26 protein-coding genes are annotated in these 26,670 nt (G+C 48.2%); 20 read left to right on the top strand and 6 right to left on the bottom strand.

The window, feature by feature from the left end:
* Positions 1–9 precede the first annotated feature (9 nt).
* The 16 genes from MKY74_RS22585 (at position 10) to MKY74_RS22510 (ending at position 17,548) form a co-directional block, all read left to right on the top strand.
* On the top strand, positions 10–1,986 hold the full coding sequence (locus MKY74_RS22585; protein ID WP_076164720.1) for a YjhG/YagF family D-xylonate dehydratase: 1,977 nt from the start codon (positions 10–12) through the stop codon (positions 1,984–1,986).
* Between the two features lie 345 nt (positions 1,987–2,331).
* Positions 2,332–3,558: a copper amine oxidase N-terminal domain-containing protein gene (locus MKY74_RS22580; protein WP_076164722.1), complete on the top strand. Its 1,227-nt coding sequence runs from the start codon at positions 2,332–2,334 to the stop codon at positions 3,556–3,558.
* Positions 3,559–3,671: 113 nt separating this feature from the next.
* Complete coding sequence (locus MKY74_RS22575; protein ID WP_076164724.1) at positions 3,672–4,109, top strand: Rrf2 family transcriptional regulator; 438 nt, start codon at positions 3,672–3,674, stop codon at positions 4,107–4,109.
* 498 nt (positions 4,110–4,607) lie between these two features.
* Entirely contained in the window at positions 4,608–5,828 is a 1,221-nt protein-coding gene (locus tag MKY74_RS22570; RefSeq protein ID WP_076164726.1) for an MFS transporter, read from the top strand.
* A 126-nt stretch (positions 5,829–5,954) separates the two neighbouring features.
* Positions 5,955–6,809, top strand: a complete 855-nt coding sequence (locus tag MKY74_RS22565; protein WP_076164728.1) for an alpha/beta fold hydrolase — start codon at positions 5,955–5,957, stop codon at positions 6,807–6,809.
* A 403-nt stretch (positions 6,810–7,212) separates the two neighbouring features.
* On the top strand, positions 7,213–8,403 hold the full coding sequence (locus MKY74_RS22560; protein WP_076164730.1) for an NAD(P)/FAD-dependent oxidoreductase: 1,191 nt from the start codon (positions 7,213–7,215) through the stop codon (positions 8,401–8,403).
* A gap of 166 nt (positions 8,404–8,569) precedes the next feature.
* The gene (locus tag MKY74_RS22555; RefSeq protein WP_144025318.1) at positions 8,570–9,040 is read left to right on the top strand and encodes a hypothetical protein; all 471 of its coding nucleotides are present in this window, start codon (positions 8,570–8,572) and stop codon (positions 9,038–9,040) included.
* A gap of 67 nt (positions 9,041–9,107) precedes the next feature.
* Positions 9,108–10,292 carry an NAD(P)/FAD-dependent oxidoreductase gene (locus MKY74_RS22550; protein ID WP_076164735.1) on the top strand — a complete coding sequence of 395 codons (1,185 nt, stop codon included), beginning with the start codon at positions 9,108–9,110 and terminating at the stop codon, positions 10,290–10,292.
* Between the two features lie 134 nt (positions 10,293–10,426).
* A complete protein-coding gene (locus MKY74_RS22545; protein ID WP_076164737.1) occupies positions 10,427–10,951 on the top strand; it encodes a DUF5946 family protein in 525 nt (174 codons plus the stop codon).
* Positions 10,952–10,968: 17 nt separating this feature from the next.
* A complete protein-coding gene (locus MKY74_RS22540; protein ID WP_167372807.1) occupies positions 10,969–11,547 on the top strand; it encodes an MBL fold metallo-hydrolase in 579 nt (192 codons plus the stop codon).
* Positions 11,548–11,852: 305 nt separating this feature from the next.
* Positions 11,853–12,119, top strand: a complete 267-nt coding sequence (locus MKY74_RS22535) for a CD3324 family protein (protein WP_076164741.1) — start codon at positions 11,853–11,855, stop codon at positions 12,117–12,119.
* A 132-nt stretch (positions 12,120–12,251) separates the two neighbouring features.
* Complete coding sequence (locus MKY74_RS22530) at positions 12,252–13,106, top strand: GNAT family N-acetyltransferase (RefSeq protein ID WP_076164744.1); 855 nt, start codon at positions 12,252–12,254, stop codon at positions 13,104–13,106.
* A gap of 169 nt (positions 13,107–13,275) precedes the next feature.
* Entirely contained in the window at positions 13,276–13,914 is a 639-nt protein-coding gene (locus MKY74_RS22525) for an HD domain-containing protein (protein ID WP_076164746.1), read from the top strand.
* A gap of 171 nt (positions 13,915–14,085) precedes the next feature.
* Positions 14,086–14,637, top strand: coding sequence for a hypothetical protein (locus MKY74_RS22520; protein ID WP_244169125.1), 552 nt, complete (start codon positions 14,086–14,088; stop codon positions 14,635–14,637).
* Between the two features lie 71 nt (positions 14,638–14,708).
* Positions 14,709–15,245, top strand: a complete 537-nt coding sequence (locus MKY74_RS22515; RefSeq protein WP_076164748.1) for a DinB family protein — start codon at positions 14,709–14,711, stop codon at positions 15,243–15,245.
* A gap of 314 nt (positions 15,246–15,559) precedes the next feature.
* Positions 15,560–17,548, top strand: coding sequence for a Na+/H+ antiporter (locus tag MKY74_RS22510; protein ID WP_076164750.1), 1,989 nt, complete (start codon positions 15,560–15,562; stop codon positions 17,546–17,548).
* A gap of 8 nt (positions 17,549–17,556) precedes the next feature.
* Here MKY74_RS22510 and MKY74_RS22505 read toward each other — a convergent pair whose 3' ends face one another.
* Together MKY74_RS22505 and MKY74_RS22500 are read right to left on the bottom strand one after the other, a co-directional pair.
* Complete coding sequence (locus MKY74_RS22505) at positions 17,557–18,771, bottom strand: MFS transporter (protein ID WP_076164753.1); 1,215 nt, start codon at positions 18,769–18,771, stop codon at positions 17,557–17,559.
* Positions 18,772–19,014: 243 nt separating this feature from the next.
* A complete protein-coding gene (locus tag MKY74_RS22500; protein ID WP_076164755.1) occupies positions 19,015–19,860 on the bottom strand; it encodes an SDR family oxidoreductase in 846 nt (281 codons plus the stop codon).
* 94 nt (positions 19,861–19,954) lie between these two features.
* Between MKY74_RS22500 and MKY74_RS22495 the strand changes: the two genes are divergently transcribed.
* Positions 19,955–20,368, top strand: a complete 414-nt coding sequence (locus MKY74_RS22495; protein WP_076164757.1) for a MerR family transcriptional regulator — start codon at positions 19,955–19,957, stop codon at positions 20,366–20,368.
* Between the two features lie 35 nt (positions 20,369–20,403).
* Here MKY74_RS22495 and MKY74_RS22490 read toward each other — a convergent pair whose 3' ends face one another.
* Entirely contained in the window at positions 20,404–21,315 is a 912-nt protein-coding gene (locus MKY74_RS22490) for a helix-turn-helix transcriptional regulator (protein WP_076164759.1), read from the bottom strand.
* 205 nt (positions 21,316–21,520) lie between these two features.
* Positions 21,521–22,381: an SDR family oxidoreductase gene (locus tag MKY74_RS22485; RefSeq protein WP_076164761.1), complete on the bottom strand. Its 861-nt coding sequence runs from the start codon at positions 22,379–22,381 to the stop codon at positions 21,521–21,523.
* Positions 22,382–22,579: 198 nt separating this feature from the next.
* Between MKY74_RS22485 and MKY74_RS22480 the strand changes: the two genes are divergently transcribed.
* The gene (locus MKY74_RS22480) at positions 22,580–23,173 is read left to right on the top strand and encodes a TetR family transcriptional regulator (RefSeq protein ID WP_076164763.1); all 594 of its coding nucleotides are present in this window, start codon (positions 22,580–22,582) and stop codon (positions 23,171–23,173) included.
* Between the two features lie 94 nt (positions 23,174–23,267).
* Here the strand turns inward: MKY74_RS22480 and MKY74_RS22475 are convergent, their stop codons facing one another.
* Positions 23,268–23,663, bottom strand: a complete 396-nt coding sequence (locus MKY74_RS22475) for a hypothetical protein (RefSeq protein ID WP_076164765.1) — start codon at positions 23,661–23,663, stop codon at positions 23,268–23,270.
* Between the two features lie 384 nt (positions 23,664–24,047).
* Complete coding sequence (locus tag MKY74_RS22470) at positions 24,048–25,520, bottom strand: MFS transporter (protein ID WP_084203658.1); 1,473 nt, start codon at positions 25,518–25,520, stop codon at positions 24,048–24,050.
* 368 nt (positions 25,521–25,888) lie between these two features.
* On the opposite strand from MKY74_RS22470, the gene MKY74_RS22465 reads away from it, so the two are divergent.
* Both MKY74_RS22465 and MKY74_RS22460 read left to right on the top strand, forming a co-directional pair.
* Complete coding sequence (locus MKY74_RS22465) at positions 25,889–26,329, top strand: DUF5946 family protein (protein ID WP_076164767.1); 441 nt, start codon at positions 25,889–25,891, stop codon at positions 26,327–26,329.
* 33 nt (positions 26,330–26,362) lie between these two features.
* Positions 26,363–26,509 carry a hypothetical protein gene (locus tag MKY74_RS22460; protein ID WP_167372808.1) on the top strand — a complete coding sequence of 49 codons (147 nt, stop codon included), beginning with the start codon at positions 26,363–26,365 and terminating at the stop codon, positions 26,507–26,509.
* Positions 26,510–26,670: the final 161 nt, after the last annotated feature.

Raw genomic sequence — 26,670 nt, 5'->3', positions numbered from 1 at the left:
GAGGGTGCCATGCACAATTCGATCAAGTCGATCATGGGGAAGGATGACCTGGCAAGCGGTGACATTACAACGCATGCCCCCGGGGTACAGGGAAGGCTGCCATTAACAGATGATCTGCTGAGAAATGCTCCAAGCGGAGACCTGTTTGGCATGTCCCAAAACGTCGGGATGGGCTGGAAGCCGGGAGAACTGAACGGAAAGCAGTTTCTGATTCTGAGCACGCAGGGAGGGATTCGCCAAGAGGACGGCAGTCCCGTAGCCCTGGGTTATCACACAGGACACTGGGAGGTTGGCTTGCTGATGAAGGCTGCGGCGGAGGAAATTTCCGGCCGCGGTGGTATCCCGTTCGCCGGCTACGTGAGCGACCCCTGTGACGGCAGGTCACAGGGAACGTCGGGTATGTTCGATTCGCTCCCCTACCGGAACGACGCAGCCCTCGTGTTTCGCCGGCTTATCCGCTCGTTGCCTACGCGAAAAGGTGTTATTGGCGTTGCCACCTGTGATAAAGGGCTGCCTGCCATGATGCTTGCGCTTGCGGGCATGCCGAAGATTCCGGGAATTATCGTACCCGGAGGGGTAACGCTTCCGCCGACCGAAGGGGAGGATGCCGGCAAAATTCAAACGATCGGCGCCAGGTACTCAAGCGGCGAACTCACGCTGGAAGCAGCGGCGGAGCTTGGCTGCCGGGCCTGTGCGACGCCTGGAGGAGGATGCCAGTTTCTCGGTACGGCGGCAACGGCCCAAGTTGTCGCCGAGGCGCTTGGCATGACGGTTCCTCATGCCGCTCTTGCGCCTTCGGGCCAGCCGATCTGGGAGGAAATGGCCCGCCAATCCTCCCGTGCACTGATGGCGATGGAGTCTCAAGGACTGCGGATGGGTGACATCCTCACAGATGCGGCGGTACGAAATGCCATGGTCGTTCATGCTGCGTTCGGAGGCTCGACCAATCTGCTGCTCCACATCCCCGCGATCGCCCACGCTGCTGGATTACAGGTGCCGGCGGTCCAGGATTGGATCCAAGTCAACCGGGATGTACCGCGCATCGTCAGCGTACTGCCGAACGGCCCGGTTTTTCACCCAACCGTTCGGGTATTTATGGCCGGAGGCGTGCCGGAAGTGATGCTGCACCTCAGACGTCTCGGCGTACTGGATGAATCGGTGCTTACAGTAACAGGCTCCTCACTGGGAGAAGTTCTTGATTGGTGGGAATCGTCGGAGCGTCGTCATCGGCTGCGCAAGCAGCTTAAGGAAAAGGACGGAATCGATCCGGACAGTGTCATTATGAGCCCGGAACAATCGAGGCTCCTTGGCATCACTTCCACCGTCACGTTTCCAACCGGGAATATCGCTCCGGAAGGCTCTGTGATCAAATCCACATCAATAGACCCTTCCGTCCTGAATGAGGAAGGCATATATCATCATAAAGGCAGGGCCAAGGTGTTTACAACCGAACGCGACGCGATCCGTGCGATTAAGAACGGGGGTATTCAGGCAGGGGATATCATGGTTCTCATTGGCAGGGGACCGTCCGGAACGGGCATGGAGGAAACGTATCAGCTCACGTCCGCGCTTAAGCACCTGTCCTTCGGTAAATATGTGTCGCTTATCACTGATGCCCGTTTTTCCGGCGTTTCAACCGGCGCGTGCATCGGTCATGTCGGCCCTGAAGCGCTGGCAGGCGGACCGATCGGCAAGCTCAAGGACGGCGATTGGATTGAAATTGTCGTTGACCGGAACCGGCTGGAAGGGCGGGTTGATTTTATCGGAGAAGGGGACCAGGAGATAACGCCGGATGAAGGGGCCCGATTGTTGGCCCAGCGGCCATTTCACCCAGGAATGCGTCCCGATGATGACCTCCCGGACGACACGAAGCTATGGGCTGCTCTGCAAGCCGTCAGCGGAGGTACATGGAAAGGCAATGTATATGATGTGGAGCGAATCGTCACAGCTATCGAAGCCGGAAAAAAGGCGCTTGGTTGGAACTAAAACCTAGTAAACCTGATCAAAATTCTGTAAGGAAATTATGGGATGATCATTGCTTTCATATCAATAGAAGGACTGCTGATTATTTCGGTGGTCCTTTTGTTATTGAAGTAAAGGGCTGTTATTCAAGACAGGGACATCAAGCCTAACGGAGGTAAGGAACAACAGAGATATGCATAGGGGAATAAGAGCTGGCCGAGATAGCTTCTGGTAGAGGTGCTCTTGTGGGTTAAGCGTAATTTGCCCGTTGAGCTTGTTACCAATTATTACATACCGTATAATTTCAATGTGCGGCCAAGTGTGCGCAATGTGGTAAAGAACAAATTTAATAAGATAAGGAAGTCACTCATGAGAAAATGGTTAGTATGCACGTTAGCGATCATGCTGAGCTTAGGTGCATTTTCCCCCGCAATCTACGCTTCTGAAATCCGTGTATCCGTGGATGGGCGTGAAGTACAATTTCCGGACGGACACCCCTATGTCGATCAAAAATCCAGCCTTACGATGGTTCCGCTTGCTTTTGTATCCGACAAGCTCGGAGCGACAACGAAATGGAACGGAAGTTTAAAACAAATCACGATCTCGCTTAACCGTGACATCATTATTTTGGTGATTGGCCATAGTTATGCACTGGTGAATGGGAAAAGGGTGGACTTTGCAGGGTCGGCGGTGCTTAAAAATGGCCGCACGATGGTTCCGCTGCGCTTTATTAGTGAAGCTCTGCACTCCAACGTGGATTGGCAGCCTTCGAGCAATCTGGTGAGCATCATGTCTTCGGTGGCCCGGGTTCCGAAAGGAACATGGATATGGGACAGTCACATTCTCAAACAGGATCAAGATCAAATACTAAATTTCGCAAAAGTAAAAAGTGTAACATCCATTTACCTTCAAATCGACAGAGATCTAGATCCGGCAATTTATGAAGGGTTCATCCGGAAAGCGAAGAAGGAAGGAATTCAAGTGGAGGCACTTGAGGGCCGTCCCGAATGGGCGAAAAAGTCTGCTCAGGGGGATATTCAAAAATTTATAGCGTGGGTGAAAGCCTATAATTCTTCTGTTGGCCCGGAAGCAGGCTTCACGGGATTGCATTTCGATATTGAGCCTTATGGTCTTAGCGAATGGACCACGGACAATAAGACCATTCTTGAAAGCTGGATGGACAATTTGCGACTGATTGAGAAAGAAAGCAAAGGAAGCGGCTTGAACATCGCGATCGACGTTCCGTATTGGCTGAATACGATTAAATTACCGGGAAAGGATTACAGCATGAGTGCATGGATGCTGGAGAAGTTCGATTCCCTTGTTATCATGAATTATCGGAATCATGCGTTGGGCGGTAATGGCATTGTGGAAAATGCACAGGCCATGCTGAGGGAAGCTTCCACGCTGAACAAGAAGATTGTTATTGCTGTCGAAACGGTCAAAAGCAATGAGGGTCCGCGGGTCTCCTTCTATTCCATGAGCAGCGATATGATGGATAAAGAGCTGCAGTCCGCCCATAATCAATTGGCTCATTATGCAAGCTATGCCGGCTTCGCCATTCACGATTTCAAAAGCTGGCAGGATATGAAGTAAGAAGCCAATCCCATTACAAAGTACACCTTATAGCTGCTGAAAAGAGAAAGGGAGCCGTTGACGGGGGGCGTTCAATGAAACTATAATGGTTTTATTGAAAGGGGATGCCGAAAATGGCTATCGTAAGCCGCTACACCGTTGCGCTTCATATATTAACTTGGCTGGCTTATTGGTCGGAGAAGGACGAATTTTTCCCTTCCGACCGGATTGCGAACAGCGTGGGAACGAGCCCGGTTTTTCTGAGACGGATTCTCGGCCAGCTCGCGAAAGCAGGCCTGGTTCTGGTGCAGCACGGAGGGACAGGGGCTGGATGGAAGCTTGCGCGCCTTCCGGAGGAGATCAGCCTGCTGGACGTGTACGAAGCCGTTGTGCAGACGCCACTATTCGAGCTGCATCACAGCCAGCCGAACCCGAGCTGTATTATCGGCCATGGCATTCAGCCGGCTCTGCAATCGGTTTACGAGGACAGCGAGGAAGCGTTGAAGCGCCGGCTGGCACAGGAATCGATCCGTGATCTGGTCACCTCGTCGCTGGAGCAAGGGAAGCGGTGATGCCGCCGCAACGGCAGGCATTCTTCGAGAATCGCTTGCCGGAGTGGGCCAGATTAACGGCCAGCAGCTGCTGGGTCCGAGATTCCGGCCTCCGGAAACCCCGGGTGAGAAAGCTGTCCGGCCGTTTGACAAACCCGCGTGTTTTTTTTGCTCCTCAATGTAACTGATCTAGTTTCAATGAGAGGGGGTGGCAGGCGACTGCTCACGTTCATGTGAGGATGGAAGTGTGGGAAGGCCGTATAGTGAAATAACACCTGCCTGATCGCGGGCGCGAGGGAGAAGCAGGTATGATATTGGACTGTCCTTCAGCTGGTGGTTTGTCCGAGGTGTGTATCGAATCGGCTGGATGTGGGCTCATTACGGTGTTTAATGTAACCGATTCGGTTGTAATGATGATGAGAAAAATTTAAGAAACCGAAATTGAGCTTTTTTTGCTTCTCAATGTAACTGATTCGGTTCTATTGACAAGACGAATCTAAAAAAAAGGAGAGGGTTTTCATGGACAAACGGATTTTTTGGCTGGCGCTTGGGTCGTTTGCGGTCGGCACGGAAGGGTATATGATCGGCGGGCTGCTGCCGACACTGGCGGCGGCAATGCACGTGTCGACGGCGCTTGCCGGACAGCTGGTGACGGCGTTTGCGCTCGTGTACGCTGTATCGTCGCCGCTGTTGACGACTCTGACAGCGAGGATGGAGCGCAGGAAACTGCTATTCGGTTCGCTGCTGCTGCTCACTGTCGGAAACGTGCTGTGCGGGTTCGCCTCTTCTTATGGCTTGATGATGACCGGGCGGATTGTCGCCGCGCTGGGGGCTGGCCTGTTCTCGCCGGGGGCCGTCGCCGTCGCCTCCACGCTGGCCCCGGCTGAGAAAAGAGGGCGTGCGGTGTCGATCGTCGTTGCTGGGCAGACCGTCTCCCTGATCCTGGGCGTCCCCTTCGGGATGTGGGTCGCCCTGACGTTCGACTGGCGTACGACGTTTTGGATCGTCGGCGGGGTGGCGCTGCTCGCCGCACTTGCCATCCGGCTGCTGTTCCCGCAGGTGGCGCCGGGCGCGGCGATCGGCATACGGGAACGCCTTTCGTATCTGAAGAAGCCGGAGCTGCTATCCGCCTTGCTGATTACGCTCGCTTGGGCCACCGGTATTTTTGCGCTCTTTACGTATGTTTCCGAACTTTTTTCCGGCTATGGTGCCGGCGGCCGGACGATCAGCATGGTGCTGTGTCTCTCCGGTATCGCCAGCTTCATCGGGGTGCGGACAGGCGGCTTGGCCGCAGACCGGATCGGACCGAACCGGGCGATTCCGCTGGCGCTGACTCTGCTCACAGCCGCGCTTATCTTGATGTCGGCGTTATACGGTTTCGCCGGCCGGCCTGGTATTCTCGCCATGGCGGTGGCTGCTATGGCACTGTTCGGCTTCAGCGGCTACATGTTCAATCCTGCGCAGCAGCACCGTCTGATCGGGCTGTCGGGGCCTTCGTCCGGCATCGTCCTGTCGCTGCAGTCTTCCGTCCTGTACGTCGGCAGTGCCTTGGGCGCATCGGCCGGAGGAGCTGTTGTGCGCTTCGCTACCGTCGGTGAAATTGGCTATTTCGCAGGGGCTATGACGGCGCTGTCGCTCGTCTTGTTTGCGGTTAGCCTGCGTCTGGAGCGTCGTATGAAGCGGCGGGCAGCCGTAACGGGGCATGCGCACGCTGCAGACGAGTCGGGTGCCGCCGGCTAAGCTCAGCTGGCTTTTACATCCGTCCGCATTTTGTAAATACGATGTGTCAATGGTGACGAGATGTTGTCATATTTTGAATGCTACGATGAAGAGGTGATCAGAAAATTTCGATAGGAGTGAGAAGGTTTGTTCACACACCGGGAAGTACGTGTCAAAGAAGTCCCGATCCATGCAGTCGAAGCCGGTCCCATATCAAAGCCAACTGTGTTTTTGATTCATGGTTGGCCGACCTGTTGGCTGGAATTTGAAGGCGTGATGCATAGGCTTGCCGAAGAGTACCATGTTATCGCCATCGACATCCCCGGGATCGGGAATTCAGTCATTCCTCTGCAGTCATACAGCAAACGCAATATAGCCGAGTATGTTCGGGGAATTATGGATCATATGAATTTACAAGATGTGACGTTGGTAGGGTGTGATGCTGGGGGCCAGGTGACGTATGCTTTTCTGAAGAGCTTTCCTGACAGGTTATCGCGCGCGGTAATTATGAATGTCGCCATTCCTGGAGTTGATCCGTGGAACGAGGTGAAAAGTAATCCTTACATCTGGCATTTTGGTTTTCATAACGTGCCCGAATTGCCCGAGATACTGGTTTCAGGCAAAGAACTTCCTTACTTCTCCTTTTTCTATGACGTGCTGGCCGGAAAGGGCAAGCGAATGAGTGATGCCCGCAGAAAATCATATGCCGAAGCCTATTCCCGTTTGGACGCATTGAAAGCAGGATTTGATTTATACAGAAGTTTTCATGAAGATGAACAGGATAATGCCGCGTTAAAACATGTTGCCGTGTCAACGCCAGTTCTGTACTTACGAGGATCGGATGAAAACGCAGATATTGAAAAATACCTTGCCGGATTTAGGGAAAATGGCCTGCAACATATCCAAGCCACAACCATCGAAAATTGCGGTCATTTTTCAGCAGAAGAACAGCCTGAACGAGTTGCACTGGCCATAAAGGAATTTATCCTTAGTTCTTTGTAACGTTAAATGGCTTGGCTAACAGTACGATGGTACATGGCAAAGTTGTAAGACAACCAGAACAAAAAAAATCACTTAAGAGCCGCATTGTTGCGGCTTTTTATCATTTCTCGGCCTATGATGTGACTTTACCTATAATTTTGCCGCCTCTTGAATCATAAGTTTGCCATTACTTCGTCTAGATTCTTTAGAAACGACCCCCAAATAATCTCAATGCATCCAAAAGCCGAATACTCTCATCTAATGTTCCAAAGCACTTCTTCTGGGGACTGCACATAAATACGGTAAAAGTTAACAGGTAAATTTACTCATTGATTAATCGGGCTCAATAGGGGGAATCGTTTCCGAAGTCACATATCATTGCCTTAGATCGTTATATGTGCAAAACGAGAAGGAGCTGAGGAAAATGAGCGACTTGACTTGTATCATCATCGGAGGCGGCCATGCAGGGCTTGCAGCGCTAAAAGCAATAAAGGAAACGACCCGAGGCATGGCTAACGGGCGGCGGATTCGGTTTGTTCTATTCGACAAGCAGCCCGGTCATGTGCGCAAAATATTGTTATTCCGACCGGCCGCGGGCGGGGAAGAGATTGTAATTCCCTGGACGCATTATGAGTTTTCTGAAGGAGTCGAATTCGTGCACAGTACAGTTATTTCTGTGGATCGTAGGGAAAAACAGATCCGATATGAGGATGTGCAAGGAAAGGATGCTCGCATGCAGTATGACCTTTTAGTCGTGGCGGTTGGCAGCGTCGTTCGGCAACCGGGTCCTGAGCAGGGTGGTATTTCTTTAACCGATCTGCAAACCGCAGCAGTCATCCGGGAGCGCTGGCGTGCCAATTTGCGGCAAGCTGCCCATGAGAAAAATCCGAAAGAACGAAAGCGACTGATGACAGTTGCAGTTACGGGTGCGGGCATAAGCGGCATCGAGACGTCATCTGAACTGGCACTTGAAATGCAGAAGGAAGCCTCGTCACTAGGACTGAGCCCGTCCGATATTTCTGTTTATTTAGTGAGTGGACAGGAACGATTGTTCATGGAAGGACCCAAGAAAGTTGGACGAAAATTGGATCAGATGCTCAGCGAATGTGGAGTGACGGTGGTTTACAACCGTAAGGTGATGCGGGAGGAAGCCGGAGTGGTGACGCTCAACAATGGGGATCGTCTGTCGGTCGGCCTATGCATTTGGACAATAGGTCTGATTCCAAATCCAGCCCTTCGCACGATGGGTTTGCCGCTTACTCCTGATGGCCAAGTGCTGGTGGATGAATCCTATCGCGTTCAAGGGGCGCCGGGTGTATATAGCATTGGCGACTGTGCGAGAATCGTTGACCCAAAAACCGGCAAGGCAGCTCTGATGAGGTGCGCAGAACTTGCTCTACAAGATGATCGACTGGGCAAAATCATGTTGGCAGATCTGGAGGGCCGCCCTGCGCCAGTCCACAAATCAGCGCCAATAGATCTCTACTGCATCGGTCTGGGAAAAAATCGCGGATTGGTATGGGGACGCAAATGGGGACTTAGCATGATTGTAACGGGAAAGCTTGCGTGGAAATTCAGGAAAGTTGCATGGGATGCAGGCAGTAAGCTTCGATAGGAACTAGATACCAACCAACAGCTAGAAATGGCGAGACGGGGATTGGAGGAACGGCGTTTCCTTATTTCAGCCCTTATGGCTCGCATGTATCGCCTGCTCGGCAATCCTTTTTATAACCGTCAGTAAATTATCGATTAAGACCCGAAGAGAGAGCCTGGTATCGAAGTTGCTGCATATCCTGATGGGCGCCGTCACAGCTCTTTTGGTTGGATTCGGACTAACCTTCCTTGCGCATGGAATGCTGGATCTAGATATTCCTAAATTTTCGGATACCGCGCTGTTCTTATCCGTTACGTTTTTCAGTTTTTTCCTTATGATAACAGCTGTATTGTCTATATTGGGGATCAGTGGTGTTGCAATATTTGCCTTATTGCTTTTCTTCGGTGCATCTTTGCTGGCTTTGGCACCAGAAATGATGTCTTCTTTCTATCGCGGGTGGATTCATCCTTGGCTCCCCATGCGCTTTATGGTCGATGGTCTTCGACAATTGTTCTTCTTTGGAAAAGGATTTGGTTGGAATGCTCCCGTAGCCGCTCTTACATGGATCTCATTGGTAAGCGGCATCGTCATTCTGGGCACCGCAGTAAAGGTTCGTGTACAGAAAATCGATAGAACAGCAACGGCTTCAAGGCCATAGTAGCCAGTAAATCATATCGAAACCAAATTTCTTTGAAGATAACGACTTGTTAAGGAGATGCAGAGAGATGAACGACTTGACATGTATTATCATTGGAGGCGGCCATGCAGGGCTTGGTGCGCTCAAAGCTATAAAGAAAGAGACCCGGGGGATGGCGAACGGACGGCGCATTCGGTTTCTTCTAATCGACAAGCAGCCCGGTCATGTACGCAAAGTGATGTTGTTCCGGCAAGCCGCAGACGGGGAAGAGATTATGATTCCCTGGAGTCATTATTGTTCAGAAGGAGTCGAATTCTTGCAAGGTACAGTTACTTGCGTAGATGATGAGGCCAAACGGGTTCAATATACGGATTCACAAGGAAATGATGCCCGAATTCATTATGACCTTTTAGTAGTTGGCGTCGGAAGCATTGTTCGTCGACCTGATCCCGATAAGGGAGGGATCGCCTTGACGGACCCGCAAGCGGCGGCAGACATCCGGGAGCGCTGGCGTGCCAATCTGCGGAAGGCTGCCGTCGAGACGAACCCGGATAAACGAAAGCGACTAATGACAATCGCGGTTGCGGGAGCGGGCATCAGCGGTATCGAAACGTCCGCCGAGCTGATGCTTGCCATGCGAAAGGAAGCAGCGGCGCTGAGTCTGAATTCGTCCGATGCCTCCGTTTATTTGCTCAATGCGCAGGAACAGCTGTTCCCGGAAGGGCCGGAGAAGGTTAGACGGAAGTTGGAGCGGTTGCTCAGCGAATGTGGGGTGACAGTGCTTCACAATAGTAAGGCAATGCGGGAGCAAGCAGGAGTGTTGACGCTAAGCAATGGTGATCATCTGCCGGTTGGCCTATGTGTATGGACGATTGGTCTGATACCGAATCCGGCGCTTCATAGCATGGGCTTGCCACTATCTTCTGGAAGTCAAGTACTGGTGGATGAATGTTATCGCGTCCAAGGGATGTCGGGCGTATACAGCATTGGCGATTGTGCGAGAATCGTCGATCCAGGTACCGGCAAGGCGGATCAGATGACATGCAAAGAAGCTGGACCACAGGCTTTAAGGCTGGGGAAAATCGTAACGGCCGATCTGGAGGGCCGTTCGGCACCGGTTCACAAATCGTTTGTGGATACCTTCGGCTTCGGCCTAGGGCAAAATCGCGGGTTGATCTGGGTACGTAAATGGGGACTTGATATCATCATTACGGGGAAGCTTGCGTGGAAAGTGAAAAAGGTGGGATGGGATTTTGCGAGCTGGCTCCGATAGAAACAAAGGGATCAAGTTGTATGAAACCCGGATAATAGCTTATTGACCTTAACGTTACGTCAACCCTTAAAATGATCACAAAAGGGCGATTCAGATTTTCAGGGGTCTGTGTTCACGAAGGGAAGGTGAGTTCTATGCAAAATATAGAGCGACAAGCCCAGAAAAAGGGGATCGAGTTGAAGGATTACGGCAGATGCCAATTTTGCGGGTCGAATACCAGGGGTGGAGTATTTGAATGCTTTGATGTTTTCAACGATCTGGCAATGACCTTTATGGAAGGAAATCATCTATTCACATTTATATATGCCGATGCACATTGTTTGCAGCATTCGGAGGTTCATGGGGGATGGAACAACAATTTGCATCTCACTAGACAGTATTTAATCCTTGAACAAGCTATAGCATGGGAGTATGCAAAGACAAGCCAGCTGAGCAATATTCTGGATCAATACAAACGGACACACCCGGATATTTTGATTCCTGCATTGCCGCTGCAGCAAAGAGGACATTTAACGGTTACAGACTTAATCGGACTGAAGCAGAAAGAACTTGAATCCATGGTATTCAAGTGGGCAATGGATGTCTACCATTCATATGATCGGTACCATACAAATGCAAAAGTTGTGGGAGACCTATATATCAACAAATATGAACGATAACAATGGGGGAAGGCGAGATGAATGTAATAAATATTGGCTACGGTTCGACCAATTATTATGCGATCGGCTTCCAGGAAAAGTACCTTCTCATTGATGTGGGGTTACCCGGTACGTTGGGGAAGATGGCCAGCCAATTGCGAAAATATAACATCCCATGGAGTGACATTCACTATTTAATGGTTACGCATTTTCACCCTGATCATTGCGGAATCGCACAAGAGATACAATCCATGGGTGTTGAGCTTATTATCAGCCGAACGCAGTCGGATTTTCTTGAAAGTGCAAACGAGACCATGAAAAAGTTCTCCAGTTTTAAAGAAATAAAGGTGGAAGCCCATAATATTATCAATGAACATGATCAGGCCGTCCTCACTAAAAAAATGGGCATTCCAGGATATATTCTTCATACACCCGGTCACTCGGATGATTCCATTAGTATTGTTATCGAGGGGCTGGGTATTTTTACAGGGGATTTACCCTATAACCACCATATGAGTATGGAAACGAATGAAAAGGTTGATCAAAGCTGGTCACGGTTAAGAAATACAAACGAACACAAGGTATTCCCTGGGCATGGCCAGCCCCTCATGCTTTGAAATATGACAGTTAGGCGCAGTTCCAGACATTTACATGAAGTGGAGAAATCGGTAAAATAAACATATTATCGATTGTAATCTTTGGTACTGATTAGACACCGATCATATTTTTGAAAGTGAGGTCTCGAATGATGAGAAAATCTACGATTAGCTCCATGCAAAGTCTTGTACTATAAACAACGGCGGTTGTTTGTATGGAGCTCAGAATTCATTTTTACCGCCTGAATATCAGCGTTCATGATAATTGTTTATAGGATAGGCTTTGCAACCTTAAATTTTAATAAATTTTAAGGAGCAGAGCTATCATGAAGTATGTAAACGCAGATATCGTTTTTCCGGAAGAGCTTTTAAAGGAAATACAGAAATATATCCACGGAAGCATGGTTTACATCCCAACCCCTGAAGGACAACGGAAGAAATGGGGCGAAAATTCAGGAAGCCGAAAACATTTGAGCCTCAGAAACGAAACGATACGTCAGCAATATATCGATGGTGCAACGATCGATGAACTTTCTGATCAATTCTGCCTTTCCATCGATAGTATTAAAAAAATCATTTATTCCAAAATATAAGCCGTAGAAATCACATCATAGGTTATGATGTGATTTTTTGTGTAATGAATGATTCTGAAAGATCTTTTATATATTTATAAACGGTTTCCTTTGCTACGATTGGAGAAACACCATTCAGAGAGGGGCATTTGGATGTCATTACAAGTTCGTCCATATCGTTCTGATTTTGAGGAAACGGTAAAAAACTTAAGTCACAAAGCATGGATCCTTTTTAAATATAATCAAGATTACAATCATCAGAGGATGAGCTGCGTATTTAACGAGGACGGGAATTTAATATGTGTGGGATATTTACGACACGGAATTGCGGATAATCATGATGTATTCGAAGTCGAAATGCCCACGAATGAATTAGCTTTAAACCGCATGGATGAAGTGAGAGCAGCTCTTTTCCCTACTTTTATGGAAACCTGTCAAAAGCTGCGTAATCCTAACAAGAAAACGAAGCTGGTTGCGTGGAAGGACTTTTATGGTGACAGAGCGTTTTACGAAGAGAAGGGCTTTAGCCCTTTTCAAACCTATTACATAGCACGGCGTTCCCTTGAAGAATCCATACCTGAAGTCAGAACGCCTGTTGGAGTGAATGTCCAATACCACCCGATGGAATCCAGAGAAGAAAGAATCCAATATACCGAGCTGGAAAATCAATTTTATCAAGGTGTAGTATACCGGAGTGTAAATATGTTGGAATGGATGATGGGTGGTCCGGAGTTACATACCATTTCTGCCTTTGAAGGTGATGAGCTGGTTGGCAGCGTAATGTGTTGGCAAACCGGGGCAGTCGAGAGGTTATTCGTCATTCCACGTTGGCGTAATAAAGGGCTGGGTAGGGTTCTCATCACGAAGGGATTTGAGTATCACCTGAAGAACGGCCGAAACGAAGCGGAGACGCTGGTTCATGAACAGAACAAGGAAGCTATGTCGTTGTTAGAGTCAATGGGGTATACCTTTCATGTAAAATTAGTACTTATGTCAATGGATATTTAGAAAAAGAATCTGCAGCGCCCCCGGGAATATTCGAATGTCTTAAGGGGATACTGGAAATAGGTAGGAGATCATTCATTTGGTCGATAATGATCATAGAAACACCCGCATTGATCTCCATTCCATGAAACCCTAGTATAAGCTTAACGACATAAATAGGGGGCGCTTAGCGATGTCCATGTCAATCGCAGATATCCAAATACCTGATAGCAAACTGGCCAAGGAAGCGGCCGAATTACTCCGGGAACATGGCGATGATTTGCTGTGGAACCATTCAAACCGGGTATTTCTTTTCGCAGCATTCAAAGGCAACCTGAATCAATTGAAGTATGATCCGGAATTGCTCTATATCAGTTCTCTTTTCCACGATTTAGGCCTTACGCCTGCATTCCGCAGTCCTGATAAGCGCTTTGAAGTCGACGGCGCGAATGCCGCTCGAGATTTCCTGCAAAGCCGTGGCGTGCCGGAAGAATCCATCCGATTGGTGTGGGATGCCGTCGCCCTGCATACTACGATCGGAATCGTCGAATATAAAGAAACCGAAGCGGCCCTGATGAATTTTGGCGTCGGTTACGACGTCGTGGGGAAAAACTTCGAACTGATCTCGGAAGAAATTCGCCGGCAAATCGTTGATGCGTTCCCGCGAAACCGGTTTAAGCACAACATTCTGCGCGCCTTCTTTGAAGGCTTTAAGCATAAACCAGAAACGACCTACGGCACGATTAACGCCGATATATGCGAGCTGTTTCTGCCGGGCTATAAACGGCCTAATTTTTGCCATCACGTGCTTCATTCCAGATGGGATGAATAACAACGCACGTTCAATCAGCCTAAGTCATGGACCTGGACTAGAGCATACACAATTCATAGCCGCGTAACTGCGGCTTTTTGTGTTTTAAGAAGAATGTATGCTGAAGTATGATGCAACAAATTGGAAATTTTTAACGTCTAAGCAGTGACGCTAGGATAGGAGGGGCTGGACATGAAGAGGATTGCCATGCTGATCATTTTGGCTTTTTCGTATATGACTTTAGTTGGCTGTTCGAGCACATTAACAAGCGGTAAGGACGTAGTCGTTGAAAAACAATTAACGGGGGAACCAGAACAAGTACCAGAAAAGCAACCAGAGAGAAAATCAGATTTAAAGAAACCTCCTAAGGCTGACATTGTGATAGGGGAAAGGGTATATCCGACTAAACTCGGCACCTATTGCTGGACCTCAACCAATCAAAGTATATGTGTGGATACCGCTGGACCGGTTGAACTTTTAAAAGATGTAGCTCCTGTTTCCGTACAGCCCGGTGAAGTCGTGAAGTTTGCAATGAATGTTGAGCCTAAGCCCAACAAATATCACGTCACGCAAATGACGGCGGAGGGAAGTTCAATAGACGTTGCGGTGAAAGAGAATAGTTTTCATGCCCCCGCACAAAAAGGGACTTATTATTACTCTTACGGCGTATGGTGGATGGACGAGCTTATCGAAAATCAATCGAATGGTGATGCTTTTTATTGTTTTGTCTTACAAGTCATTTAAAGAATCAGGAGACGATCGTAATCTGTATTAAGACTCCCAAATATGAATCATCGAGGAGAGAGAGAGAGCAAATGAATATGAAACAGATAGATATTTTTCGTATGCAATTTGACTTTGTTTGGGATACGGAGACCTGGTTTTTACCCTTAGAATCAGCTCTTGCGGGTTTAAATTCGACCGATGCAAGCTGGCAGCCCCCTGGAGGAGGGAATACCATTTGGCAAACGGTAAACCATTTAAATTATTACAACGCCCTGCTTGTCAGACAACTTCATGACACAACGCCTGGAACAGAGGCATCTGAACGCAAGCCTACATATGGAGATATCGGAGAACCCCCTGATTCTAAATGGGAGGCCGTTTTGGCGGAAGATACATTTGGAGGGCCTGGGGACCCGGAGGATTCTGACAAATGGGCGGCAACCGTGGCAGAAACCAGCCGAATTTGTGAAGATTTACGTCAATCGCTGGCACAAATGAACGACAGTCAGCTGGATGTGGAGCGTGTTGGGAGGCTGGCCCGTCAAATGCTGCACAACGTATACCACATTGGACAAATCGTATTCATTCGCAAACAGCAAGGTTCTTGGCCAAAGGAGCGGGAATAATTTGTATATTCGTTTATGCGCCCAATAATGAATACCAAAGCCTAATTTTTCACCAAATAACGGGAAATTAGGCTTTTTCACGCTTAATAGCCATATCTGGTGAAGAACAAATGGAAAGTAGGGTGTATTAAAGAAGCTGTCGGTAATTCCGATGATAATACCTATGGGTACTATAGAATATTGCTCTGGGCTTAAGTGCAAAGCGATTCACATACAGTTCATAAATTTACTTTACAATAAGCTGAATCGTTTGTGAGGGCCTTGAATTTACGACAAGTTGATGAATACAGATCGATAATGGAGGTAAGAATCGTTTGGAATTGTTTGAGTTTATTTTGCTAATGCTGGCGGCGGTGTCTTTATCCAATTTAATGAACCGGTTTATCCCCTCGGTCTCCGTGCCTATTATTCAAATCGTGCTGGGGATGTTGATCACTTGGCTGCCGTTACACTTTGAACTGAAATTAAATCCAGAGCTGTTTTTGCTCCTGTTCATTGCCCCGCTGCTGTTCAATGATGGAAGGCATGCGGATAAGGAAGCGCTCTGGAAGCTGAAGAAACCAATCCTTTTGCTGGCACTGGGTCTGGTGTTCGTCACGGTAGCCGTGGTTGGTTATTTCCTGAACTGGCTCCTTCCGGTGATTCCGCTGGCGGCATCTTTTGCACTGGCGGCTGCATTAGCGCCTACTGATGCTGTGGCCGTGGGTGCACTGGAGCAGAAAGTAAAAATCCCTCATCAGACGATGCAAATTCTGGAGGGGGAGTCCTTAATCAATGACGCATCGGGGCTCGTGTCATTTCAGTTTGCCGTAGCCGCGATGATCACCGGTGTGTTCTCTTTCAAAACGGCCAGCATCAGCTTTATTTCCATCTCACTTGGCGGTGTAGTGCTGGGCCTGCTGCTCACGCTTGTCAAATATGCGGTGGTGAAATGGCTGCGCAGATTGGGGATGGAGAATGTTACGCTCCACATGCTGATTGAAATCCTGACCCCTTTTGTGATTTTCATGGCGGCCGAGGAATTAGGGGTTAACGGTATCCTGGCCGTCGTCGCCGCAGGAATCGCCCATTCTTTCGGTTACAAGAAAATGAATCCCGAGGTAGCCAAGCTGCGGGTTGTATCCAAAAGCACTTGGTCGGTCATTGTTTTTGTTCTGAACGGACTGGTTTTCCTGCTGCTTGGCACACAGCTTCCTGATATTATCCAGACGATTTGGAACAGCGCGGAAATCGGAAATCTGAAAGTCATCATGTACACCCTGTTATTGACCGCAGCTGTACTTGGGCTGCGCTTCATCTGGGCGATTCTGATGGATATGGTCGAAGGGACCAAACCGCGCGGCCCTTGGCGGCTCAGGGTTAAGAAGGCCCTGATCCTCAGCCTATCAGGCGTCCGGGGGACGATCACCCTGGCGAGTACGATGTCACTGCCATTATTTCTTCGTGATGGCACCGCGTTTCCGGCGAGGGATCTGATCATTTTCCTTGCGGCTGGCGTTATCGTGTGGTCCCTTCTTGCGTCCAACTATCTGCTGCCGCTTTTATTGGGGAAAGAAACGCAAACGGAGCAGGAAGAGGAGGAGGTTCAGGCAAAAATTGAAATTCTGAGGAATGTGGTGAACGGATTAAACGAACTGAGCACGGATCAGAACCGGCTGGCGATTGCCCAGATCATCAATACGTATACTTCCCGAATCAAATCGCTCAGAAAAGAGGACAAGAACGATAAAGTACAGCGGGCCTTGGGCTTGTCTATCCTGAAATGGGAAAGGGAGAACACGCTGCACGCGGTTCAGAAGAAAGAAGTGAATCCAGTCACAGCGTACCGTTACCTTAAAAGAATAAATCAGCTGTTATTCATGCACACAGGAGATGTCCGTTATAAAAAAGAGCTTTTCCCTGTGAAGCAATGGATTGAAGTGTTCGGAATGCTGCATCCGGCCCGCCTGAGTATCCGAGAGAGACGCGCCGAATTGGCCAAGCTCAGAATTCAAAATACAGCTTACGTCTTAAAGGAGCTGAACGCGCTGCTTGCAAAAGGGGAGACGGATATGGAGTCGGTCAGCTCGCTGATTTTGCAATATGAACGTACGCTGCTTCTTCTGACCCGAAACGAATCGGACACCTACAACCGGGAAGAGTTCGACATCCTGATGCAGGAGCTCGCACGGGTCGGGATTCAGCTGGAGAGAGACAACATCCAAACTATGTTCGAGACCGGACGGATATCCAGACAGGGCATGAAGGAAATGAAACGTGATATTCTCTTCATGGAGCATGACTTGAGAGAAGAGATGGGTTGAGAATCATCCTATTGATTTATGCTGCCTGTTAACGGGTTTGTAGACGCCGATGACGATTTTTTATTCAATTTTCTTACCGAGACTAGACTGCTTGCAAGCAGAACAAATGCGCCAAAAAGATAAGGCAAGTCGATATGAATTTCATATAAGATCCCTGCGAGTAACGGTCCAAAGATCGTACCAAGGCTCGTATAGGCATTATTCATCCCTGCGACGAATCCTTGGTCCTCTCCAGCTTCTTTGGATAGGAGGGTGTTGATGGTTGGACGCAAAATATTATTGAATGAAAAAAATAGCATGGTGATGATCATGACATAATAGTAATTGCCTGAGAAAAGCAATGATGCGAGCGTGAAAGCGGATAGCAAAAGCATGGCGACGATAACCCGCTTTTCCCCGAACCGGCGGGTGATCCGATCGGTCAGGAGCACTTGGTTCAGCGTGCCAATCAAAGAGCATACGGTAAGTAAAATGGCGATTTGCTGCGTAGTGAAACCGTAACCCTGAACGACAAAAAGCGGAAAAATGGCTTCAAAATGCGTCAGACCAAACGTCATGGCGAAAACAATAAGCAGCAGGATAAAATAACGGGATTTTACGGAAAGACCAATTTGACGAAAGATATTGTCTTTCTTGTCCTGCACAGATTGGCGAAGCCGGCGGATCTCAGGCGACAGCGGCTCGGGGAGCATCCACATACTGCATATCATAGCCAGCAGACCAACGGATGCGGAAGCGAAGAAAGGCATTTTGATGCCCCATTCCGCAAGCAATCCTCCTACACCCGGCCCGATAATAAACCCTGAAGTCATCGATGCGCCTAACCAAGACATAGCCTTGCTGCGCTGGGCATCTTCTGTAATATCCGCAACGTAAGCAATAATCGCAGGGACCAGAGCGGCTGACCCGATTCCGCCGATCAGTCTCGACACGAATAATAAGGTTAAATCGCCTGCAAACGCCGCCAGTAAATTAGATATGGCAAATAAAATCAACCCTGTAATGATCATCGGTTTACGACCGTACCTATCGGACAAATTTCCTGCGAAGGGTGAGAATAGAAACTGTGTCAAACCGAAGCAAGAGACGAGATAGCCGGCGGCTTGGCCGCTTGCTGAAAACATTTCGAGCAGTTCCGGCACGATCGGAATGACGAGGCCCATGCTCAGATTGGCGAGAAACATATTCAATAGAAGTAATGGGAATGCGGACCTTGGTAACATCAATGATCTCCTCTGTAGTCAATATATAACGATGGAAACAGGATAAACGGATCCCTTCATTAATGTTAGCATGCATTAGTCCGCTTGAATAATATGAATAATATTTACGACAGGAATCATTTTTATATAGATGGCTATTCATATCCGATGAACAAAAGAGGCATAACAAGCGAATAACGATACCCTTTACTGCAAATAAAAAGGGTGTCCCTAGCCAATTAAGGCGTGGGACACCCTCCTATTTTATGCAAAATAATGCCCTTCCTTGAGATCGGCGATGAGTCCGGGCTGCATCGGTTTCCAACCCAGAAGCTCCCGTGTTGCCTGACTCGCTTGCGCAGTGTTATACAAGCTTGTAATGTCGAGGGCGGCAATGGCACCGAGAAAACCGAAATGGGCGGCAGCTTCTTCAGATGTGATGCTGACCGCCGGCACGTTCAATTGCCGTCCGATGACCTCGGCGATCTCGCGGAGCGGAATGCCTTCATCGCCGGCGCCAAGCAGCCGTGAGCCCGCCGGGGCAGATTCCAGCGCCAGACGGTACAGAACTGCCGCGTCCAGGCGGTGAACCGCCGGCCAGCGGTTCGTTCCATCACCGATGTAGGCGGCGAAGCCCTTCGTCCGGGCGATGCTGATCATCATCGGGACAAAGCCCTTATCGCCTTCGCCGTGTACGGACGGTGCAAGCGAGACGATCGATGCCCGGATACCCCGCTTCGCCATCGCGAGCACGGCTTGATCCACGGCATGGCCATTGGCGTGTGCTGTGGTAATGAACGGCTTCCCGGAGCCTTCGAGTGCCGCTCCCATGACTTCTACAGCCCGCAAATCCAGAGCCAGCGCACCTTCAAAGTCGGAAAAATCGTTGGTGAACGCCAGATGAATCACGCCGTCCGCAGCCGCGGCGGCGCTGCTGAGCGTATCGAGGTCGTCCAGCGTGCCGTACAGCGGTTCGGCTCCCGCTGCCTTTAATCCCGCGGCTTTCTCTTCTGAGCGGCAAAGACCCGTTACGGTGTGTCCTGCACCGATCAGTTCCTTGACAACCGCGGAGCCGACATACCCTGTTGCTCCTGTAACAAAAACATGCATTTTGATATCCTCCTTCATGAGTTGACTGCTTGAACATGTTAAGCATAAACTATGAAGTGAACTCTAGGGCAAGCGGTCCAAAGGAGAAATGACGATGAAAATTCAGGAACTGGCGGATAAGATGGGATTAACGATTCATACGATCCGCTATTATGAAAAGGAAGGCTTGCTGGATGATCGGCATGTCCGCCGAGAAAGCAACAATTACCGCAACTATTCGGATGAGGCTGTCGAGCGGTTGAAGCTCATCAAGAAGTTCCAGTCCATCGGCTGTTCACTGGCTGAACTGAAGGAAGTGCTGCAGGACCACGACGCCAACACGCACACGAACCAGCAGATCATCGATTGGATTCGCGGCAAGAAAAAGGAGATCGAAGGCAAGAAGGAAGAATATGACCAAATGCTGGTCACTCTTAACTGGATGCTGGAGTATCGGACTCTACTCATGGACGATCCGCAAAAAGCACAAGAGATGCTAAAGGCTTGGCATGCTGGCTCATCCGATTGAGCTGCTGACGCGTCTCGTCTCCTTTTGGCGGCCATTTAGGAATATTGATTCACCATGTCAAGTAAATAATTTCGAAATTGTTCAGCATACGATGGGGGCTCCACGACTTTTAGGTTTGTGCCGAAGCTTGCTAAAAATTGAAATCCGATGTGGCTTTGAGGAACGTGGATGGTTGCCAAGAATAAGTCAGAACTATAATTTTCAATACTTTTACGGCCATACCTTTCAATGAATTGATCCTTTACGCTGGGCAAAATCAACGCTCTTACAGCGACCAGTTCCGGTTGGTAACTTGACTCATATTCATGATCTAAGGAATAATCTCTAGGGTTAAACGTTTTTTCATCCACTTGAAGCTGGTCGATCCGGGATAATTTAAACGTTCTATACCTCATGCGATGCAGACAGAATCCTTTCAAATACCAACTCGTTTCGCTAAAATGAAGCTGATACGGCTCGACCATTCTGTCCGTGATCATGCCGTTTTTATCAATATACTCAAATGAAATCAACCGTCTTGCTAATATTGCTTCCTGACACTTCTTCAAGGTTTGACGAATTTCAGACCTGCCCTCCCAATCATAAAATGACAGCTGAACTGAACTTTTGGGAGCCAACGGGCTAACCATGGCCTCTATTTTTTTTATAGTCACATCCACTTCTTCGCTGATCAGAATTTGTTCCAATCCACTGAGTGCCGTTAAAATATTCTCCAAATCGGTGCTGCTTAAAAGGCGTTTATCAACCTTATACTCGTCCATAATACCGTAGCCGCCATGAACTCCGTTGACCGAATAGATGGGGATGTTGGATACACTCAATGTTTCCATATCACGCAGAATCGTTCTTTTGGTAACGTTGAACAATTGTGCGAATTCTGTGGTTGAAACGACATCCTTTTTCAGCAGGATCATGATGATCGATATTAATCTCTCAACCTTTTCCATATGTACTCCTTCTTTTAGATCGTTGATTTATAAATGGTGACATCATACTGTCACCTCTTTGTCATTATACTATATACAAGAAGGAGGTTTTACTACATGTCGGCGATTGTCTATTATAGACAAAAAAATGGAGCAAAGGAAAATTAAATGGTCAAGAACGGATCAGGCCATCCAAAGTGGACAGCCCTTATCCGAGGTTTATCATTTAAGCGTTAATTAAACTGTCTTTTAAAAAATCCGAAAAATTTACTGGGGATCTGCCAATCAGATGTTCCAATGCGGGATTGGTTTGCGAAAAATCTCCGAGTCGACTTGCCTGAAACATCCCCGTAAGCATGTCGACCATCGCTTTCGGCAGTCCCCGGGACACCAAGTGGATCCGATATTCATCATCCGACACGACAATTCGCCGAATGGGTCGATCCAAAGCCTTGGAAGCTATCGATGCGATTCCACTCATGTCCATCGCTTCAGAAGCCGTAAGGGGAGGAGTGATACCGTCATATCTCTGCTCTGTCAGGATGACCGCTGCGGCTTCAGCCAGGTCGGAATGGGTGGTCCAGGCGACTGGACCATCTTCGGGAGCAATCAATTCGCCTGTTTCCAAGGCATCACCCATCCACATGATCGCTGATGCGGCATAAAATCCGTTTCGGAGCGACGTAAATGCCATTCCTGAAGATTGTAGCATCTCTTCTGTAGCAGCATGAACGTTCATGGGAGAAAAGTGTGATGTTGCCGATGAAAACATTTGGCTTGTATACAGCAGTCGACCAACTCCAGCCTTCTTTGCCGCGTCGATTGCGGTTTGATGCTGACGAACAGCAGCTTCTCCCAGGGAGTGGGACGAGATCATGAGAACTTGAGATGCTTCCTCAAAAGCGTAAAGAAGACTTTCGGAATCTTCGAAATTTCCTTGCCGAACACGGACTCCGCGTTCTTGTAGATCACGAACCTTGTCCACATCCCGGACACTGACACCAACATCCCCGGCAGGAAGACGCTTCAGAAGTTCCTCTACGACCTTACGGCCCAATTTTCCATTCGCTCCAGTAACGACAATCATTTCTAACTCATCCTTTCGTCTGCAAATCAGATTAAGCGTTTCTTGCCATACGATTTTGCATGTGCAATCATAATCGTATAAGTTTAGTAAAAAGGAATGAGCCCGTGCGAACAACCTGCAAATCGCTGTTTTTGTCCTGTTCCCAACATAGTTGTCCTTTTGTCTGTTATTTGAGTTCAAGAGAAAGAGGGGGTACACATGTCTGTAAATCCCGAAGATCCGCGTGTTATAAGAACCCGTCAATTGTTCGTGCAGGCATTTAACGATTTGGTAGAGAAAAAGAGAAACCTCTACTCCATATCTGTGCAAGATATCACGAAACAAGCAGCTGTAAATCGAACAACATTTTATGCTCATTTTCAGGACAAATATGACTTTCTTGAATATTGGATGAAGGAAAAATTCCAGATGGCAATTAGGGATAGACTGCCGGAAGAAACAAGATGCAGTGCGAACAATTTGCGAACCCTTCTTCAAACCCTATTCGAGTTTCTTTTGCGGTTTCAACAATGTAGTACGCCGGGAGACAAACCGTTTGAAGCGATGCTTGAAAATGTGATACATCAGGATCTTCATCGACTCCTGCTTAAACGGGTCAATGAAATGGATATACAGGGCTTTTCGCCAGAAAAATTAGAAGCTGCAGCACTCGTTATCAGTTGGGGCATGTTCGGAACGGTTTTACTGTGGAGCCGGAACCCTCAAGATCACTCAGTGGAAACGATGTTTGAAGAGGTTGTTGAGGTTTTATCCGTCAATTTGGCTCCATTTTGGGAGCAAACAGCCAGTTGAAGAGAACCAAAAAGTCATAAACACATCATTGTGTTTATGACTTTTTAGCGTATAGGGGGGATTGAAATGATCCTATCGTCAAAATGGAGACGGCTTAGTAGAGAATATTTGGACTTTTATAGGAGGGGAAGAGTATTTTCCATTTGCCATTAAACTTTTTCAGCGTGAAAGTAATATCTCTGGGGCTTGGTTTATTTTGCCCGGTTAATGCAACTAAGGCAACGTAACTATCTTTTCCTAAAACAAAGAACTTTTTAATGGAGTAGCTCACGATTTGGTTTGAAATCGCATTTCGTTTATAACTTTCGAATGGCTCAGCAAATCCATTTTCAAAAACAATACATTGATAAGCTTCTTCGATATGTAATTGTTTTAGACTTCTAAGGTAGAAATCTAGGGTCTTTTCTGGATCAGACTTATGAATATAATCAAAAAATATAAACGCTATTGCAATAACAATGATGACTCCAATGACTCTTTTAGTTGTCACAACCACCTCCGTTTCAGTGATATCGCCCCATGTGATTATACATAATTTCTTGCATAACTTGTATAAAACTAGAGAAGAGATTGCAAAGAATGGAATACCACTTGAATTCGGTCACACGTTGGAGCAGCAATTGGAGGGTCAAATCGATGCCGGTTTTGTCATTGCCGGGTTTTGCGAAGATACCTTCGGAGGGGAAAAGCTCTTGGACCGCTATACGAACAGCTTTATTGCAACACGAGCCGTAAAACCTAAAGCATAATGGGTGTTTCTATATGTTGTTATAGGGCTAATCGGTGGGCTTTGTTTACGATTACAAGAACCGGATTCTCCTAGGGAAGGGATCCGGTTCTTTACTTTTCTTTTTGTATTTCCTTGTATTTGCGATCATTCAAACTCTATCTTTTCCGAATTTTTAATCGGGCGAATCCCTTGCCGTTTTCTTTGCGTGCCCAGTAAAAACAGTCCAAGCAGGATGGCGAGTGCAAGAAAGGCTGCGAACAACCGAAAACCAACATTCGTCGCATGAATAAGGGCATCCCTTGATGAACTCATGTTATGATTCTGGGCCCCCGACAACAAATGAGAAGCAACGTCGGACTTCGCCACCCATTGAATGATGACGAGAACAAGCGCTTGGCTGATCGCACGGCACATATTGTAAACGGTCCAGAACACTCCTGATGCAGGTCCGGCTTGATTTTGTGGAGCCGCTGACAGCACTGCTTTCGCAAGCGATGGCCAGGAGAGCCCGGTTGCTGCAGATATAATCATAAGCGGAATGATGACAGCTGCTCTCGACATCTCGGGGCCGAGCTGTCCGAGTAATAGGATGGAAAGAACGATTAGAAACGAACCGAGCAATATCATTCTTGCCGGGCCGAAACGGTCCGCAAGTTTGCCTCCTAATGGAGCCGTGAACAGTTGGGGTACGGATAAAGGGATCAACATGAGCCCTGCTTCCAAGGGACTGAGGTGTTGAGCACCTTGCAAATACAGTGTCAATAGAATGGAAACAGCAAAATAACCGATGCAATAGCTCGCCGTGATTCCAAGCCCAATTGTATAATCCCGATAGCCGAGGAGACCTAGATCAAACAAAGGGTGTCGGACTTTTTTCTCAATGAAAACGAATGCGGTCCAAAGGAGAATTCCAAGCGCGAGCAGCCCAAGTGTTATCATCGTTGCCCAACCCCAGGATTGCGCTTCGGACAAGACAATGAGAAGAGCGGTTAATCCTGTCCCATAGGTAAGTAAGCCTGGCCAGTCCGTCCTAGCTTTTTGCAATTCCGCAGATTCTCTTAAAATAAAAAATCCGGCGATCAAGCCCAAGATTCCGAGCGGAACGATAACGTAGAACATGGAGCGCCAGCCGAACCCGCCGATGAGTGCCCCTCCGACAACAGGGCCGAGAAGAGAACCGGTCACCCATGCGATGTTGTTGATGCCAAGGGCTCTTCCAAGTTCTTGGGGAGGAAAGGTCCGCATCAGAATCGGGGTGGATGCTGCCATCGCCATAGCGGCCCCTGCTCCTTGCAGCAGACGAGCGAGGATCAACATCGTACCGGAACCTGCCATACCACAAAGAGCGGTAGCTATAGTGAATAAAGCAAATCCCCATAGAAAAATCCGTTTCGTTCCAAACATGTCTGACCAACGGCCGGAAGGAAGCAAAAATACAGTACTTGTGATGTAGAACGAGGTAAGCGTCCACATTCCAAGTTCCAGCGAAAGATGCAAATCCTCCATGAGTGGTGGGAGACCATTGACCACAATCGTCGCATCCAGATTCGTGATAAAGGACACTAGCGTGACGACAAACAATACGGACCATTTACCCGATTTCCCACGTGTGATCATAAAGGCACCTCCTCGTTGGAATTGTTCCTCCCATGGTCCAGCAGCCAGGATTTTTTTCGATTAGCACCTGATCATACGTATGTTTCAAGTCAGCCGATATCATGCTACTCCTCCTTAACGCTTTTTTCATCTTGCTTGAGGCTTTGCACAATTTTAACACTTCAGAAAATGAATGCCGCCGAAAATGGAGCATCTATTTTTGAGCTGTCTACACGCATTAGCTATTGACTCTCTCGCAAGGTGAAGGTTTATGATTACGGAGAAGGAAGAAGTCAGCGGCATCTAATAATATGATTTGAAAAAATAAGGATTAGAAAGACGCTTAACATTAAGGGGTTATTAATGCGAGTGGATGAGGAGAAAAATACATGCCGAATACTTGTGTTTTATGCAACGCCGTTCTGCCGCAGGGGATTACCTGCGAATCGATTTTCAACGAATTTTTGGCACTTGAATTCAACGATCCCAGCTATGGACGGGTTCACTTTCTCACCGTTGCCTCCTACATGGTCCAACACCAAGGTTATAGCGATGAGATGTACGCTTGGGTCCAATCCGCATTACAGAAGCATTTGGAGGAAGGCTACGCTACGGAGTTGATTCGCCAAGATATGGCCAAAGGACCCGGAAGCACGAAGGGGATTCGAAGGCCATTGGATGCGCAGCCTCTCCCCAAAATATATTGGACCATGACGATCGCTGACGTGGCGGCGCAGATGTATGACGCCGAAAGCTATTGCAAGCTCATCGAGCAGTGGGGACGTACTACGCTGAAAGAGATGGGACCCCTTGTTTTGAAAAAGATTTAAAACTTTTAATCATGAGCTAAGGAAAGCATCTAATTGTCGACATATCTTTTCCCTGTCCAGGACAGCTCCTGTCAGTTCCTGAGCGTATTTACCCCTGACTTGAAGGACGGCTCGGTGGAGCGTCTGGTTATCTTGGCGGATCAGTCGCTGAAGCAAACATCTGCCGTCTTGAAAGGGTAGGAATTGACCGAAAAGAACTTTCAAGGTACTGCAAAGTTTTAAGTGAGCCTGAGAACGATAAATTGCTTGTTAAGATCAGGGTATGAAGAAAGACCAGTTCACAGTTCACGCTGTGAAACTGGTCTTTTTGTTCTGGTGTTGCAAGCTAAGAGAGCAGCATC

Source organism: Paenibacillus sp. FSL R5-0378 (assembly GCF_038009285.1).
In the GTDB taxonomy this organism is placed as follows: Bacteria; Bacillota; Bacilli; order Paenibacillales; family Paenibacillaceae; genus Paenibacillus_AQ; species Paenibacillus_AQ favisporus.
Note: the sequence above shows the minus strand (reverse complement) of the source record. Positions and strands in the feature narration are given on the sequence as shown.